The organism is Enterobacter cloacae complex sp. 309I3, from assembly GCF_050031595.1.
Classification (GTDB): Bacteria; Pseudomonadota; Gammaproteobacteria; order Enterobacterales; family Enterobacteriaceae; genus Enterobacter; species Enterobacter cloacae.
Genome location: NZ_JBLGWI010000001.1, coordinates 4339313 through 4355350, shown reverse-complemented (window position 1 = coordinate 4355350; position 16038 = coordinate 4339313). Strand labels below are relative to the sequence as shown.

The 16038-nt window shown below is 55.2% G+C and carries 15 protein-coding genes; 11 read left to right on the top strand and 4 right to left on the bottom strand.

Annotated features, from left to right (window positions below; all coding sequences use genetic code 11):
• The first annotated feature begins 14 nt into the window (after positions 1-14).
• The 9 genes from infB (at position 15) to mtr (ending at position 11425) form a co-directional block, all read left to right on the top strand.
• Positions 15-2705: a translation initiation factor IF-2 gene (gene infB / locus ACQG22_RS20815; RefSeq protein ID WP_013098916.1), complete on the top strand. Its 2691-nt coding sequence runs from the start codon at positions 15-17 to the stop codon at positions 2703-2705.
• A 102-nt stretch (positions 2706-2807) separates the two neighbouring features.
• Positions 2808-3212 (top strand): 30S ribosome-binding factor RbfA, encoded by a 405-nt coding sequence (gene rbfA, locus ACQG22_RS20810; protein ID WP_003024988.1) that lies wholly within the window; start codon positions 2808-2810, stop codon positions 3210-3212.
• Positions 3212-4162 (top strand): tRNA pseudouridine(55) synthase TruB, encoded by a 951-nt coding sequence (truB, locus tag ACQG22_RS20805; RefSeq protein ID WP_029883386.1) that lies wholly within the window; start codon positions 3212-3214, stop codon positions 4160-4162. The genes rbfA and truB overlap by 1 nt, the downstream gene beginning before the upstream one ends.
• A 156-nt stretch (positions 4163-4318) precedes the next feature.
• The gene (gene rpsO / locus ACQG22_RS20800) at positions 4319-4588 is read left to right on the top strand and encodes a 30S ribosomal protein S15 (protein ID WP_013098914.1); all 270 of its coding nucleotides are present in this window, start codon (positions 4319-4321) and stop codon (positions 4586-4588) included.
• Between the two features lie 242 nt (positions 4589-4830).
• Entirely contained in the window at positions 4831-6969 is a 2139-nt protein-coding gene (pnp, locus tag ACQG22_RS20795; protein WP_013098913.1) for a polyribonucleotide nucleotidyltransferase, read from the top strand.
• Between the two features lie 108 nt (positions 6970-7077).
• On the top strand, positions 7078-7962 hold the full coding sequence (gene nlpI / locus ACQG22_RS20790) for a lipoprotein NlpI (RefSeq protein WP_013098912.1): 885 nt from the start codon (positions 7078-7080) through the stop codon (positions 7960-7962).
• 108 nt (positions 7963-8070) lie between these two features.
• On the top strand, positions 8071-8151 hold the full coding sequence (gene yrbN / locus ACQG22_RS20785) for a protein YrbN (protein ID WP_097533792.1): 81 nt from the start codon (positions 8071-8073) through the stop codon (positions 8149-8151).
• A complete protein-coding gene (locus ACQG22_RS20780) occupies positions 8144-10039 on the top strand; it encodes a DEAD/DEAH family ATP-dependent RNA helicase (protein WP_013098911.1) in 1896 nt (631 codons plus the stop codon). Before yrbN ends, ACQG22_RS20780 begins: the two co-directional genes overlap by 8 nt.
• A gap of 141 nt (positions 10040-10180) precedes the next feature.
• Positions 10181-11425 carry a tryptophan permease gene (mtr, locus tag ACQG22_RS20775; protein ID WP_102752151.1) on the top strand — a complete coding sequence of 415 codons (1245 nt, stop codon included), beginning with the start codon at positions 10181-10183 and terminating at the stop codon, positions 11423-11425.
• Positions 11426-11510: 85 nt separating this feature from the next.
• On the opposite strand, the gene ACQG22_RS20770 is transcribed toward mtr, so the two are convergent.
• The 3 genes from ACQG22_RS20770 to ubiU form a co-directional block, all read right to left on the bottom strand.
• The gene (locus tag ACQG22_RS20770; protein WP_023621081.1) at positions 11511-12518 is read right to left on the bottom strand and encodes a luciferase-like monooxygenase; all 1008 of its coding nucleotides are present in this window, start codon (positions 12516-12518) and stop codon (positions 11511-11513) included.
• 77 nt (positions 12519-12595) lie between these two features.
• Positions 12596-13474 (bottom strand): U32 family peptidase, encoded by an 879-nt coding sequence (locus ACQG22_RS20765; protein WP_038983605.1) that lies wholly within the window; start codon positions 13472-13474, stop codon positions 12596-12598.
• 7 nt (positions 13475-13481) lie between these two features.
• Positions 13482-14477: a ubiquinone anaerobic biosynthesis protein UbiU gene (ubiU, locus tag ACQG22_RS20760; protein ID WP_020687338.1), complete on the bottom strand. Its 996-nt coding sequence runs from the start codon at positions 14475-14477 to the stop codon at positions 13482-13484.
• A 211-nt stretch (positions 14478-14688) separates the two neighbouring features.
• Here ubiU and ubiT point away from each other — a divergent pair, with 211 nt between their 5' ends.
• Positions 14689-15213 (top strand): ubiquinone anaerobic biosynthesis accessory factor UbiT, encoded by a 525-nt coding sequence (gene ubiT, locus ACQG22_RS20755; RefSeq protein ID WP_102752168.1) that lies wholly within the window; start codon positions 14689-14691, stop codon positions 15211-15213.
• Positions 15207-15710 carry a GNAT family N-acetyltransferase gene (locus ACQG22_RS20750; RefSeq protein WP_020687336.1) on the top strand — a complete coding sequence of 168 codons (504 nt, stop codon included), beginning with the start codon at positions 15207-15209 and terminating at the stop codon, positions 15708-15710. The genes ubiT and ACQG22_RS20750 overlap by 7 nt, the downstream gene beginning before the upstream one ends.
• Here the strand turns inward: ACQG22_RS20750 and ACQG22_RS20745 are convergent.
• On the bottom strand, positions 15697-16026 hold the full coding sequence (locus ACQG22_RS20745; RefSeq protein ID WP_020687335.1) for a GIY-YIG nuclease family protein: 330 nt from the start codon (positions 16024-16026) through the stop codon (positions 15697-15699). The genes ACQG22_RS20750 and ACQG22_RS20745 overlap by 14 nt on opposite strands.
• Positions 16027-16038: the final 12 nt, after the last annotated feature.

Genomic DNA, 16038 nt, shown 5'->3' with positions numbered 1-16038 from the left:
CAGGAAGGAACAGCATGACTGATGTAACTGTAAAATCGCTGGCTGCTGAGATTCAGACCTCCGTGGACCGCCTGGTACAGCAATTTGCTGATGCAGGGATCCCGAAGACCGCTGATGACTCAGTGACGGCAAACGAAAAACAAACCTTGTTAGCGCACCTCAACCGTGAACACGGCTCTGCGCCTGACAAGCTGACGCTGCAGCGCAAAACGCGCAGCACGTTGAATATTCCAGGTACCGGTGGCAAAAGTAAATCGGTACAAATTGAAGTCCGCAAGACGCGCACCTTTGTAAAACGTGATCCGCAAGAGGCAGAGCGCCTTGCCGCGGAAGAGCAGGCACAGCGTGAAGCGGAAGAACAAGCTCAGCGTGAGGCAGAAGCAACTGCCAAACGTGAGGCAGAATTAAAAGCTGAACGTGAGGCCGCAGAAAAAGCGAAACGCGACGCAAGTGAAAAAGTGAAGCGTGAAGCTGCGGAAAAAGACAAAGTGAGCAATCAACAGACAGACGAAATGACCAAAACCGCCCAGGCTGAAAAAGCCCGTCGTGAAAATGAAGCTGCCGAACTGAAGCGTAAAGCCGAAGAAGAAGCACGCCGCAAGCTTGAAGAAGAAGCGCGTCGTGTGGCTGAAGAAGCGCGCCGTATGGCAGAAGAAAACGAGAAGAACGGTATTGATACCGCTGAGCAGTCTGAAGATACCAGCGACTATCACGTGACCACTTCTCAGCACGCGCGTCAGGCTGAAGATGATAACGACCGTGAAGTAGAAGGCGGCCGTGGCCGTGGTCGCAATGCGAAAGCAGCGCGTCCGGCGAAAAAAGGCAACAAACACGCCGAGTCTAAAGCTGACCGTGAAGAAGCGCGTGCAGCCGTGCGTGGCGGTAAAGGCGGCAAACAGCGTAAAGGTTCTTCCCTGCAGCAGGGCTTCCAGAAGCCTGCTCAGGCCGTTAACCGTGACGTTGTGATCGGCGAAACCATCACCGTTGGCGATCTGGCGAACAAAATGGCGGTTAAAGGCTCTCAGGTCATCAAAGCGATGATGAAACTGGGCGCAATGGCGACCATCAACCAGGTGATCGACCAGGAAACCGCACAGCTGGTTGCCGAAGAGATGGGACACAAAGTTATCCTGCGTCGTGAAAACGAGCTGGAAGAAGCAGTAATGAGCGACCGTGATACCGGTGCTGCGGCAGAACCGCGTGCGCCAGTTGTGACCATCATGGGTCACGTTGACCACGGTAAAACCTCTCTGCTCGACTACATTCGTTCTACGAAAGTAGCCTCCGGTGAAGCGGGTGGTATTACCCAGCACATCGGTGCATATCACGTAGAAACCGACAACGGTATGATCACCTTCCTGGATACCCCAGGCCACGCCGCGTTTACCTCAATGCGTGCTCGTGGTGCTCAGGCGACAGATATCGTTGTTCTGGTTGTTGCTGCAGACGATGGCGTCATGCCACAGACCATCGAAGCTATCCAGCACGCGAAAGCGGCGGGTGTGCCGGTTGTGGTTGCAGTGAACAAGATCGATAAGCCAGAAGCGGATCCAGATCGTGTTAAAAACGAACTGTCCCAGTACGGCATCCTGCCAGAAGAGTGGGGCGGTGAAAGCCAGTTCGTACACGTATCTGCGAAAGCAGGTACTGGTATCGACGAGCTGCTGGACGCGATCCTGCTGCAGGCTGAAGTTCTGGAGCTGAAAGCGATCCGTAACGGTATGGCGAGCGGCGCGGTTATCGAATCCTTCCTGGATAAAGGCCGTGGCCCGGTGGCTACCGTTCTGGTTCGCGAAGGTACACTGCATAAAGGCGATATCGTCCTGTGTGGTTTCGAATACGGTCGTGTTCGTGCGATGCGTAACGAACTGGGTCAGGAAGTGCTGGAAGCAGGTCCGTCCATTCCAGTGGAAATCCTCGGTCTGTCCGGTGTGCCGGCTGCCGGTGACGAAGTGACCGTTGTGCGTGACGAGAAGAAAGCGCGTGAAGTTGCACTGTACCGTCAGGGCAAATTCCGTGAAGTTAAACTGGCTCGTCAGCAGAAATCTAAACTCGAGAACATGTTCGCGAACATGGCTGAAGGCGAAGTTCACGAAGTGAACGTCGTACTGAAAGCTGACGTTCAGGGTTCTGTGGAAGCGATCTCCGACTCCTTGCTGAAACTGTCTACTGACGAAGTTAAAGTGAAGATCATCGGTTCTGGCGTAGGTGGTATCACCGAAACCGACGCAACCCTGGCGGCTGCCTCTAACGCCATTCTGGTTGGCTTCAACGTGCGTGCTGACGCGTCTGCTCGCCGCGTGATCGAAGCAGAAAGCCTGGATCTGCGTTACTACTCCGTCATCTATAACCTGATCGACGAAGTGAAAGCAGCGATGAGCGGTATGCTGTCTCCAGAGCTGAAACAGCAGATCATCGGTCTGGCCGAAGTGCGCGATGTGTTCAAATCGCCGAAATTCGGTGCGATCGCGGGCTGTATGGTTACCGAAGGTACCATCAAGCGTCACAACCCAATCCGCGTACTGCGTGACAACGTGGTTATCTACGAAGGCGAGCTGGAATCTCTGCGCCGCTTCAAAGATGACGTTAACGAAGTCCGTAACGGCATGGAATGTGGTATCGGCGTGAAGAACTACAACGACGTTCGCGTTGGCGATATGATCGAAGTGTTCGAAATCATCGAGATCCAACGCAGCATCGACTAATCCTGTTGGGATAGGTCCATATGTCGGCCGGGATCGCCTCGTGCCACCCGGCAATAATTTTAAAAAGGGGCTTTAGCCCCTTTTTTGTCTGGAGAATTTATTATGGCGAAAGAATTTGGTCGCCCGCAGCGCGTAGCGCAGGAAATGCAGAAAGAGATCGCGCTCATTCTGCAACGCGAAATTAAAGATCCGCGTGTGGGCATGATGACCACCGTGTCCGGCGTGGAGATGTCCCGTGACCTCGCGTATGCCAAAGTGTTCGTGACGTTCCTGAACGATCAGGACGAAGCAGCAGTGAAAAATGGCATTAAAGCGTTGCAGGAAGCCTCTGGTTTCATCCGCTCTCTGCTCGGCAAAGCGATGCGTCTGCGTATCGTGCCTGAGCTGACCTTCTTCTACGACAACTCCCTGGTCGAAGGTATGCGTATGTCCAACCTGGTGACCAGCGTGGTGAAACATGACGACGAACGTCGTGTTAACCCGGCGGACGACAGCAAGGAGGACTGATGAGTCGTCCTCGTCGTCGTGGCCGCGACGTGCATGGTGTGCTGCTGCTGGATAAACCCCAGGGCGCATCCAGCAACGACGTGCTGCAAAAAGTGAAGCGTATTTATAATGCCAACCGTGCGGGCCATACAGGCGCGCTGGACCCCCTGGCGACGGGCATGCTGCCCATCTGCCTGGGGGAGGCAACAAAGTTTTCTCAGTACCTGCTGGATTCCGATAAGCGTTATCGCGTTATCGCCAGGCTGGGCCAGCGCACGGACACCTCCGATGCCGATGGTCAGGTGGTGGAAGAGCGTCCTGTGACGTTTAGCGCAGAGCAACTGGATGCGGCGCTGGAGAGCTTCCGTGGCGATACGCTGCAGGTGCCGTCGATGTATTCTGCACTGAAATATCAGGGTAAAAAGCTCTACGAATATGCGCGCCAGGGTATTGAAGTGCCGCGTGAAGCCCGACCGATCACCGTGTATGAACTGCTCTTTATTCGCCACGAGGGTAACGAACTGGAGCTGGAAGTGCACTGTTCGAAAGGCACCTATATTCGCACCATTATCGACGACCTCGGCGAGAAGCTGGGCTGCGGTGCGCATGTTATCTACCTGCGTCGCCTGGCCGTCAGTAAATATCCGGTTGAGCGGATGGTGACCCTTGAGCATCTGCACGCGCTGGTTGAACAGGCGCAAGCGCAGGGTGTTGCCGCGGCAGATTTGCTTGACCCGCTGCTGATGCCGATGGACAGCCCGGCGGCAGACTTCCCGGTTGTTAATCTTCCTTTAACATCGTCCGTTTACTTTAAGAACGGAAACCCGGTTCGGACCACGAATGCACCGCTGGAAGGCCTGGTACGCGTGACCGAAGGGGATGACGGTAAGTTTATCGGCATGGGTGAAATGGACGGTGAAGGACGCGTTGCGCCCCGCCGTCTGGTGGTGGAATACCCGGTCGAAGGCTGACGGCGATATCAGCTCACCTTGCGGTAAACCGGTGAGGCGAGTAGAATATCGCGGCTTAACGTCCGGCAAATTGTTTAACAATTTTGTGGGGCGTATACGGGGATCGCTGAATTAGAGATCGGCATCCTTACATTCTTTATACTTTGGAGTTTGAAAATGTCTCTAAGCGTTGAAGCTAAAGCTAAAATCGTTTCTGAGTTTGGTCGTGGTACTAACGACAGCGGTTCTACCGAAGTTCAGGTTGCACTGCTGACTGCACAGATTAACCACCTGCAGGGTCACTTTGCAGAGCACAAAAAAGATCACCACAGCCGTCGTGGTCTGCTGCGTATGGTTTCTCAGCGTCGTAAACTGCTCGACTACCTGAAACGTAAAGATGTTGCACGTTACTCCGCGCTGATCGAGCGTCTGGGTCTGCGTCGCTAAGTCTTGCGAGTTTCAGAAAAGGGGGCCTGATGGCCCCTTTTTTCAACCGGACCGCAGCAATTCACTGGAAACTATTGTATTGTTGCTATAAATGATCTTCCTTGCAGAGGTTCGCGCGGCTAATGAGAGGCTTCACCCATGGGGGTGTTGGTTGTCATTAGTCGCGAGGATGCGAAGAAGGTCGGGTTAAATCGTCAGCACACCGGTGGTGTGCTGTCAAACATTTAAGAAAGGACAGAATTTTGCTGAATCCGATCGTTCGTAAATTCCAGTATGGTCAGCATACCGTCACGCTGGAAACCGGCATGATGGCACGTCAGGCTACTGCTGCCGTTATGGTAAGCATGGATGACACCGCGGTATTCGTGACCGTTGTTGGCCAGAAAAAAGCTAAACCAGGTCAGGACTTCTTCCCACTGACCGTTAACTACCAGGAGCGTACTTACGCTGCCGGTAAAATCCCGGGTGGCTTCTTCCGTCGTGAAGGCCGTCCAAGCGAAGGCGAAACCCTGATCGCGCGTCTGATTGACCGCCCGGTTCGTCCGCTGTTCCCGGAAGGCTTTGTAAACGAAGTGCAGGTTATCGCGACCGTGGTTTCCGTTAACCCACAGGTTAACCCGGATATCGTTGCGATGATCGGTGCCTCCGCTGCGCTGTCTCTGTCCGGTATTCCATTCAATGGTCCTATCGGTGCCGCGCGCGTTGGTTACATCAACGACCAGTACGTGCTGAACCCGACTCAGGAAGAGCTGAAAGAAAGTAAGCTGGACCTGGTTGTTGCCGGTACGGAAGCCGCCGTTCTGATGGTTGAGTCTGAAGCAGAGCTGCTGAGCGAAGACCAGATGCTGGGCGCTGTGGTCTTCGGCCACGACCAACAGCAGGTTGTTATCCAGAACATCAACGAGCTGGTGAAAGAAGCCGGTAAACCACGTTGGGACTGGCAGCCTGAAGCCGCTAACGACGCGCTGAACGCACGCGTTGCTGCACTGGCTGAAGCGCGTCTGAGCGATGCGTACCGTATCACCGACAAGCAGGAGCGTTATGCTCAGGTTGACGTGATCAAAGACGAAACCATCGCCACGCTGGTTGCTGAAGACGAAACGCTGGACGCTAACGAGCTGAGCGAAATTTTGCACGCAATCGAGAAAAACGTTGTTCGTAGCCGCGTACTGGCTGGCGAGCCGCGTATCGATGGCCGTGAAAAAGACATGATCCGTGGTCTGGACGTGCGTACTGGCGTACTGCCACGTACTCACGGTTCTGCGCTGTTCACCCGTGGCGAAACGCAGGCGCTGGTTACCGCGACCCTGGGTACTGCACGTGACGCACAGATCATCGACGAGCTGATGGGCGAGCGCACTGACAGCTTCCTGTTCCACTATAACTTCCCTCCGTACTCCGTAGGGGAAACCGGTATGGTGGGTTCGCCTAAGCGTCGTGAAATTGGTCACGGTCGTCTGGCGAAGCGCGGCGTGCTGGCAGTGATGCCAGACGCAGACAAATTCCCGTACACCGTTCGTGTGGTTTCTGAAATCACCGAATCCAACGGTTCTTCTTCCATGGCTTCCGTGTGTGGTGCCTCTCTGGCGCTGATGGATGCAGGCGTGCCAATCAAAGCCGCCGTTGCGGGTATCGCAATGGGTCTGGTGAAAGAGGGCGACAACTTTGTTGTTCTGTCTGACATTCTGGGCGACGAAGACCACCTGGGCGATATGGACTTCAAAGTGGCGGGTTCCCGCGACGGTATCTCTGCACTGCAGATGGATATCAAAATTGAAGGCATCACCAAAGAGATCATGCAGGTTGCTCTGAACCAGGCAAAAGGTGCGCGTCTGCACATCCTGGGCGTGATGGAACAGGCTATCAACGCGCCACGCGGTGATATCTCCGAATTCGCTCCGCGTATTCACACCATCAAGATCAATCCAGACAAGATCAAAGATGTTATCGGTAAGGGCGGTTCCGTGATCCGTGCGCTAACCGAAGAGACCGGCACCACCATTGAAATCGAAGATGACGGTACGGTGAAGATCGCAGCGACCGACGGCGAAAAAGCGAAATTCGCGATTCGTCGCATCGAAGAAATCACTGCAGAAATCGAAGTGGGCCGTATCTACAATGGTAAAGTGACCCGTATCGTTGACTTTGGCGCGTTCGTTGCCATCGGTGGCGGTAAAGAAGGTCTGGTACACATCTCTCAAATCGCTGACAAGCGCGTTGAGAAAGTGACCGATTACCTGCAGATGGGTCAGGAAGTACCGGTTAAAGTTCTGGAAGTTGACCGCCAGGGCCGTATCCGTCTGAGCATTAAAGAAGCAACCGAGCAGTCTCAGCCAGCTGCTGCGCCAGAAGCACCGGCAGCAGAACAGCAAGGCGAGTAAGGTTGCCATTTGCCCTCCGCATCGCGGAGGGCCATTATCAGGCAGGACGCCTTGTTAAGCCGCCGGGGGACAGGACGTTCATCCAATAGTTGTCTTCGGGAGTGGGAAATGAAGCCTTTTTTGCGCTGGTGTTTCGTTGCGACAGCTTTAACGCTGGCAGGATGCAGCAACTCTGCCTGGCGTAAGAGCGAAGTCCTCGCAGTGCCATTGCAACCGACTTTGCAGCAGGAAGTGATTCTGGCACGCATGGAACAAATTCTTGCCAGTCGGGCTTTAACCGATGACGAACGCGCACAGCTTTTATATGAGCGCGGAGTGTTGTATGATAGTCTCGGTCTGAGGGCATTAGCGCGAAATGATTTCTCACAAGCGCTGGCTATCCGACCTGATATGCCTGAAGTATTCAATTACTTAGGCATTTATTTAACGCAGGCAGGCAATTTTGATGCTGCCTATGAAGCGTTTGATTCTGTACTTGAGCTTGATCCAACTTACAACTACGCGCACTTGAATCGCGGTATCGCATTGTATTACGGCGGTCGTGATAAGTTAGCGCAAGATGATCTGCTGGCGTTTTATCAAGACGATCCTAATGATCCTTTCCGTAGCCTGTGGCTTTACATTGTTGAGCAGAAGCTCGATGAGAAGCAGGCAAAAGAGGCACTGAAACAGCGCTTCGACAAATCGGACAAGGAACAGTGGGGATGGAACATTGTCGAGTTCTACCTGGGCAACATTAGCGAAGCAACGCTGATGGAACGCCTCAAGGCGGACGCAACGGATAACACCTCGCTCGCTGAGCATCTCAGTGAAACCAACTTCTATTTAGGTAAGTACTACCTAAGTCTGGGGGATAAGGACAGCGCTACGGCACTGTTCAAATTAGCGGTTGCTAACAACGTACACAACTTCGTTGAGCACCGTTATGCATTGTTGGAATTATCGCTCTTGGGCCAGGAGCAAGATGACCTGGCAGAATCGGACCAGCAATAGCTGACGACATAAACATCAGCCCGTAATCTTTTTGATTGCCATCACCTTCACTGGTGAGGGCGTTGTTGTTCGTCAATACACCTAATTTGAGCCGGTTCACACTTTTCAATGAAAATTGCAGATCATTTTCACGATGAGCTAAGTAGACTGGCCGCCATTGACATTGAGGCACTCGTACTACATGGCTGAATTCGAAACCACTTTTGCAGATCTGGGCCTGAAGGCTCCTATCCTTGAAGCTCTTAACGATCTCGGTTACGAAAAACCATCTCCGATCCAGGCAGAATGTATCCCACATCTGCTCTCTGGTCGTGACGTGCTGGGCATGGCCCAGACTGGTAGCGGCAAAACCGCAGCATTCTCGCTGCCGCTGCTGAACAACATTGATCCGGACCTGCGTGCACCGCAGATCCTCGTCCTGGCTCCAACCCGTGAACTGGCGGTTCAGGTTGCGGAAGCGATGACGGAATTCTCTAAACACATGCGCGGCGTAAACGTGGTAGCCCTGTACGGCGGCCAGCGTTATGACGTGCAGTTACGCGCCCTGCGCCAGGGCCCACAGATTGTTGTCGGTACGCCGGGCCGTCTGCTGGATCACCTGAAGCGCGGTACACTGGATCTCTCTAAACTGAGCGGTCTGGTACTGGATGAAGCAGACGAAATGCTGCGTATGGGCTTCATCGAAGACGTAGAAACCATCATGGCGCAGATCCCGGAAGGTCACCAGACCGCTCTGTTCTCTGCCACCATGCCAGAAGCAATCCGTCGCATTACCCGCCGCTTCATGAAAGAGCCGCAGGAAGTGCGCATTCAGTCCAGCGTTACCACTCGCCCGGACATCAGCCAGAGCTACTGGTCTGTGTACGGCATGCGCAAAAACGAAGCGCTGGTGCGTTTCCTGGAAGCGGAAGATTTTGATGCGGCGATTATCTTCGTTCGTACCAAAAACGCGACCCTGGAAGTGGCTGAAGCCCTGGAGCGTAACGGCTACAACAGCGCAGCGCTGAATGGCGACATGAACCAGGCTCTGCGTGAGCAGACGCTGGAGCGTCTGAAAGACGGTCGTCTGGATATCCTGATTGCAACCGACGTGGCAGCACGTGGTCTGGACGTTGAGCGTATCAGCCTGGTTGTAAACTACGACATCCCAATGGACTCTGAGTCTTACGTTCACCGTATCGGCCGTACCGGTCGTGCAGGTCGTGCGGGTCGTGCCCTGCTGTTCGTTGAGAACCGCGAGCGTCGTCTGCTGCGTAACATTGAACGCACCATGAAGCTGACCATTCCGGAAGCGGAGCTGCCAAACGCAGAACTGCTGGGCAAACGCCGTCTGGAAAAATTCGCCGCGAAAGTCCAGCAGCAGCTGGAAAGCAGCGATCTGGATCAGTACCGTGCGCTGCTGGCGCAGATTCAGCCAACCGCTGAAGGCGAAGAGCTGGATATCGAAACGCTGGCTGCAGCACTGCTGAAGATGGCACAGGGCGAACGTACCCTGATCGTGCCACCAGATGCACCGATGCGTCCTCGTCGTGAGTTCCGCGATCGTGACGATCGCTTCGAACGCCGTGGTGACCGTAACGATCGTGGCCCACGTGGTGACCGTTCAGAGCGTGGTGGCGAAGACCGTCCACGTCGTGAGCGTCGTGACGCTGGCGAAATGGAACTGTACCGCATTGAAGTGGGCCGTGATGATGGTGTTGAAGTTCGTCATATCGTTGGCGCGATCGCGAACGAAGGCGACATCAGCAGCCGTTACATCGGTAACATCAAGCTGTTCGCATCTCACTCCACCATCGAGCTGCCAAAAGGCATGCCGGGCGAAGTACTGCAGCACTTTACTCGCACCCGCATCCTGAACAAGCCGATGAACATGCAGCTGCTGGGCGATGCACAGCCACGTCCTGACCGTGGCGGCGAACGTCGTGGCGGTGGTCGCGGTTTCGGTGGCGAGCGTCGTGAAGGCGGTCGCAGCGAAGGTCGCGGTGGTGAAGGTCGTCGTTTCTCCGGTGAACGCCGTGATAGCCGTGGCCCACGTCGTGAAGAAGGCACCAGCCGTCGTCGTTTCGGTGACGCGTAAGCCTTTCGTTTCTGACGTAAAGTAATATATACAGCCCCGATAAAGACTATCGGGGCTTTTTTTATTCCCTTTGTACTCTTGTACTGGTACAGTGCAGCACATTAAAATGCAAACCACATTTTTGACTGGAGATATGGCTGTATGGCGACACTAACCACCACCCAAACGTCACCTTCGCTGCTTGGCGGCGTGGTGATCATCGGCGGAACCATTATTGGTGCCGGGATGTTCTCCCTGCCAGTGGTCATGTCCGGTGCGTGGTTCTTCTGGTCGCTGGCTGCGCTGGTCTTCACCTGGTTCTGTATGCTCCATTCAGGGCTGATGATCCTTGAAGCCAACCTGAACTACCGCATTGGCTCCAGCTTCGACACCATCACGAAAGATCTGCTGGGTAAAGGCTGGAACCTGGTGAACGGCCTTTCCATCGCGTTTGTGCTCTACATCCTGACCTACGCGTACATCTCGGCAAGCGGCTCGATTCTGCATCACACCTTTTCGGAGATGTCGCTGCACGTTCCGGCGCGTCTGGCCGGGTTGTGCTTTGCGCTGGGTGTCGCGTTTATCGTCTGGATGAGTACCAAAGCGGTGAGCCGGATGACGGCCATCGTTCTGGGCGCAAAGGTCATCACTTTCTTCCTGACCTTCGGTAGCCTGCTGGGGCACGTTACCCCGTCAACACTGTTTAACGTGGCTGAAACCGATACGTCGTACACGCCGTATCTGCTGATGACCCTGCCGTTCTGTCTGGCGTCGTTTGGCTACCACGGCAACGTACCGAGCCTGATGAAGTACTACGGCAAAGACCCGCGGACAATCGTCAAGTGCCTGGTTTACGGTACGCTGCTGGCGCTGGGGCTGTATGTGATTTGGCTGCTGGGGACGATGGGCAACATCCCGCGTCCTGAGTTTATCGGCATTGCGCAGAAGGGCGGGAATATAGATGTGCTGGTGCAGGCGCTGAGCGGTGTACTGAACAGCCGCAGTCTGGATCTGCTGCTGGTGGTATTCTCCAACTTTGCGGTTGCGAGCTCTTTCCTCGGCGTGACGCTCGGCCTGTTTGACTATCTGGCGGACCTGTTTGGCTTTGATGACTCCGCGATGGGGCGCTTCAAAACCGCACTGCTGACCTTCCTGCCACCGATGGTGGGCGGTCTGCTGTGGCCGAACGGCTTCCTGTACGCCATTGGCTATGCCGGTCTGGCGGCTACCATCTGGGCGGCAATTGTGCCGGCGCTGCTGGCGCGTAAATCCCGTCAGCGCTTCGGTAGCCCGAAATTCCGCGTCTGGGGCGGTAAACCGATGATTGCACTGATCCTAGTGTTTGGTGTTGGTAACGCGCTGGTCCACGTGCTGTCGAGCTTTAATTTGTTGCCGGTATATCAGTAAGTTTTTGTGCCGGATGGCGGCTACGCCTTATCCGGCCTACGCGATCCCATAGGCCCGGTAAGCGAAGCGCCACCGGGCAAAAAAACTACCCCACCAACTCCTCTTTCACCTGCATCGCCAGCTCAAACGAGTGCAAACGCGCCTGATGATCGAAAATCTGGCCGTTAACCATAATCTCATCAGCCTGCGTTTCGCGCAGCACCGCCTCAAGCCCGTGACGCACCTTCGCTTTATCTCCCACCAGCGACATGCTCAGCGCCTGTTGAACACCATACTGCTCGGAAGCTGACCACAGCTGATGCATATTCTCCACCGGCGGTGGAAGCTGGCCGGTCTCACCGCGACGCAGCTTCACAAACGCCTGCTGCATGGAGGTAAACAGGAATTCCGCATCGCGATTGCTGTCGGCGGCAATGATGTTGATACACACCATCGCGTACGGTTTCTCCAGCCTTTCAGAAGGTTTGAAGTTCGTGCGGTAGAGATGCAGCGCCTGATGCAGCATATCCGGTGCGAAGTGGGAGGCGAACGCGAAGGGCAGCCCCAGCTGTGCAGCAAGCTGCGCGCTATAAAGACTTGAGCCTAACAGCCATACCGGGATCTTCTCGCCATAGCCCGGCACCGGGCGCACGTGCGGGTTCGGGTCACGCGCATCGAACCAGTCCACCAGTTCAGCCACATCACGCGGGAAATTGTCGATGTCACCGCTCATATGGCGACGCAGGGCGCGCATGGTGGGCTGGTCGCTGCCCGGCGCACGGCCAAGGCCTAAATCAATACGGCCCGGGTAGAGGGTATTCAGCGTACCAAACTGCTCGGCGATCACCAGAGGAGCATGGTTTGGCAGCATCACGCCACCGGATCCCAGGTGCAGGGTAGTGGTGTTCGCGGCCAGATAGCCAATCAGCACCGAGGTGGCAGCGCTGGCGATGCCGACCATGTTGTGATGCTCCGCCAGCCAGTAACGGTGATAGCCACGCTTTTCGGCCAGTTGAGCCAGATCGAGAGAGTGCGAAAAGGCTTCTCTTGCCGAGGAGCCTTGTGGGATCGGCGCCAGATCCAGCACCGAAAACGGAAGGGTTTTGTCAGTCATAACAGCTCACTTTGTCGACGGTCAATCTTTAATACTGCATTAAATAATGATAACCGTTGTTAACAAAGTGAGCCTTTTCAGGCCTGCAGCTCCAGTCCGGCCAGCCGCTTCCAGTAGCCGTTACAGTCACTGTTTGCCGTCAGCGGCAGCGGCGATGCGCCGTTTTCATTGGCGCGAAAAGCATCCAGCATGGCAAACACGCTGGTGTCCAGCGGGGACAGACGCACCATGTCCACCAGTCCGTCCATCGACGCCAGCTCGTTACCAAGGTTATACACATAACCACTCATGGTCTGAATGCCGTTCAGGACAAACACCTGCTGATTCTCCTGCGACAGCATGCTGCGCCCGTTCGGGTACTTGATGCAGCAGGTTTCGCACTCGTCTTTCGGGCGATCTTCAGAGCGGGCAGTGAAGCAGCGGGCAGAGTACGCCAGCGGCAGATGGCCATAGCTCAACACTTCCACTTCAAACTGGTTGCGAATACCCAGCTCGTCACACTGGTTCAGGAGGTTTACCAGCCAGTCACGCGACAGCTCTACCGGCATGCACCAGCGCGTCATCCCCTGTTTCAGCAGCAGGCGCAGGGTCACGGCGTTATAGCAGTTCAATGCATGGCCCGCGACAAACGGCAGCTTGCGTTCGGCGCACATATTCACCACGCCCAGATCGCTGGCCTCCAGCAGAAACTCGCCGTTCTCCACGTAGCGCTTCAACTCACCCAGTTCAGATGAGGCTTGTACCAGCGCCAGCGTAGAGAGCACCACCTGTTTGCCGCTCCCGGCCAGGCTTTTCGCCATCTCCAGCCAGTCGCCTGCTTTGGTGGCACGGCGCTTGCTGCATACCGCTTCGCCAAGGTAAATCACATCGGCGCTGCTCGTCGCGGCCTGTTGATAAAAATCTTCCAGCGTCTCTTTTGGCCAGTAGTAGAGCACCGGTCCTAATGAATATTTCATGGTTATCTCACTGCCATTTACGGTGATACGCGCCAAGCGTGGTTTGGGTGCCTTCAGACATTGCGCCGAGCGTCTCCATCCAGGCCGATTGCGGGGCGTAGTTCTGCGGATCTGCCATGCAGCGGTCAATGGCCTGACGCCAGACTTTCGCCACCTGACTGACGTAGGCCGGGCTGCGCTGGCGACCTTCAATCTTCACCGAGGCAATATTAGCGGCCAGCAGTTCCGGCAGCAGTTCCAGTGTGTTGAGGCTGGTGGGTTCTTCCAGCGCGTGATAACGCTCACCGTCAACCAGATAGCGGCCTTTGCACAGCGTCGGGTAGCCAGCGTTTTCACCGTCCTGATAGCGGTCAATCAGTACCTCATTCAGGCGAGATTCCAGCCCCTGTGGGGTTTGCTGCCAGCGAACAAAGCGGGCAGGCGAGCAGGCGCCAACGGTATTAGGGGATTCACCGGTCAAATACGAGGAGAGATAGCAGCGGCCTTCAGCCATGATGCACAGGCTACCAAAGGCAAAAACTTCCAGCGGCACTGGCGTGACGCGTGCGAGTTGCTTAACCTGATGAATAGAGAGCACGCGCGGTAAAACCACCCGGGCCACGTCAAAGTTTTGATGATAAAAACGTATCGCCTCTTCGTTGGTGGCAGAGGCCTGAACAGAGACATGGCGCTCAATATGAGGATAGCGTTCTGCCGCATACTCTAGCATGGCGAGGTCGGCCAGAATCAGCGCATCGGCACCCAGCTGTGCTGCCATATCCACCGCGCGCTGCCAGCGGGCATAGCCATCAGGATGGGCAAAGGTATTGATGGCAATATGCAATTTGCGGCGGTGCTGATGTACGAAGTTAACGGCTTCCTGAAGCTTTTTCTCCGTAAAGTTGAGGCCAGCAAAATGGCGGGCGTTAGTATCATCTTTCAGCCCGATATAGACCGCATCGGCCCCATTTTCGATGGCCGCCTTAAGCGCCGGAAGGTTTCCGGCAGGGCAGAGCAGCTCCATAATTTATCCTGATGTCGTCGAGAGCAAAAATGTTAACGAGCTGGGATTTTAATTAACCCATACGCGACAATTTTTGATTTAAGGCAGCTAATGGCGTATTGATGGCACCAATAATGAGGTACACCGGACGACGGTTTGTTGATTTACGCCGCTATGTTCTCCTCCGGATATGGCAAAATACCCGGACTATCGCTATCAGGGAGTAAAGCTCGTGCTGGATAAACTGCGTTCACGTCTCGTACAATTTGGTCCATCAATGCTGAGCGTGCCGGTAAAACTGGCGCCGTTCGCGCTTAAACGTCAGGTGCTGGAGCAGATCCTGAGCTGGCAGTTCCGCCAGGCGCTGCAGGAAGGCGAACTGGCGTTCCTGGAAGGCCGCTGGTTAAGCATTGAAGTGCGTGATATCGGTCTGCGCTGGTTTACCTCCGTCGAGAATGACCAGCTGATTGTGCGCCAGTCCGCCGACGCGGATGTGAGCTTTAGCGCCGACGCCTGCGATCTGCTGATGATCGCCGCGCGTAAGCAGGATCCGGATACCCTCTTTTTCCAGCGCCGTCTGGTCATTGAAGGCGATACGGAACTGGGTCTGTACGTCAAAAATTTAATGGATGCCATTGAGCTGGAGCAGATGCCAAAAGCGCTGCGCGTGATGTTAATGCAAATGGCAGATTTCGTTGAGGCCGGGCTGAAAACCCCGCCTGACAGTAAACACACTTCAGTAGGTGAGCCATGCTGATTCGAGTCGAAATTGGGATTGATGCACCGGGTATCGATGCGTTGTTACGCCGCTCTTTTGCGAGCGACGCAGAAGCCCAACTGGTCCACGATCTCCGCGAAGACGGCCTGATCACGCTGGGGCTGGTTGCCACCGATGACGAAGGTCAGGTGGTGGGCTATGTTGCCTTCAGCCCGGTAACCGTTCAGGGTGAAGAATTACAGTGGGTAGGAATGGCGCCGCTGGCGGTAGATGAACACTATCGTGGACAAGGGCTGGCACGTCAGCTGGTGTATGAAGGGCTGGACTCGCTCAATGAGTTTGGCTATGCCGCGGTGGTGACGCTGGGCGATCCTGCTTTCTATGGTCGCCTGGGCTTCGAGCCGGCGGCGCAGTACGATCTCCGCTGTCGCTGGCCGGGCACCGAAACTGCCTTCCAGGTGCACCGTCTGGCGGATGACGCGCTCAACGGCGTAAATGGCCTCGTGGAGTATCACGACCATTTTAATCGCTTCTAATCAGGCTTTCACACAGCGCCTCAAACGATCCGTCTCCGGTGACGAGGCGCTCTTTCTGGCGCTTCGTCAACTGCTTAATGCGGTATTCCACTCTTAACGCCAGCGATCTGTCACCCACGGGGGCAGAAAAGGCGAGCGTCAATTCTCCTTTCCCCCGCAGCGCTTTTGCCCCTTTTCCCGTTTGATGCTGAAGAAAACGCCGCGCCACATCGGTCGTGATCCCGGTGTAGAGAGCGTTATCTGCGGTACGGACAAGATAGAGAAACCAGCACACGGTAAACAGATTCAGTATGTTAAGGTGAACGCACCATAGCATGAGAGAGAACGA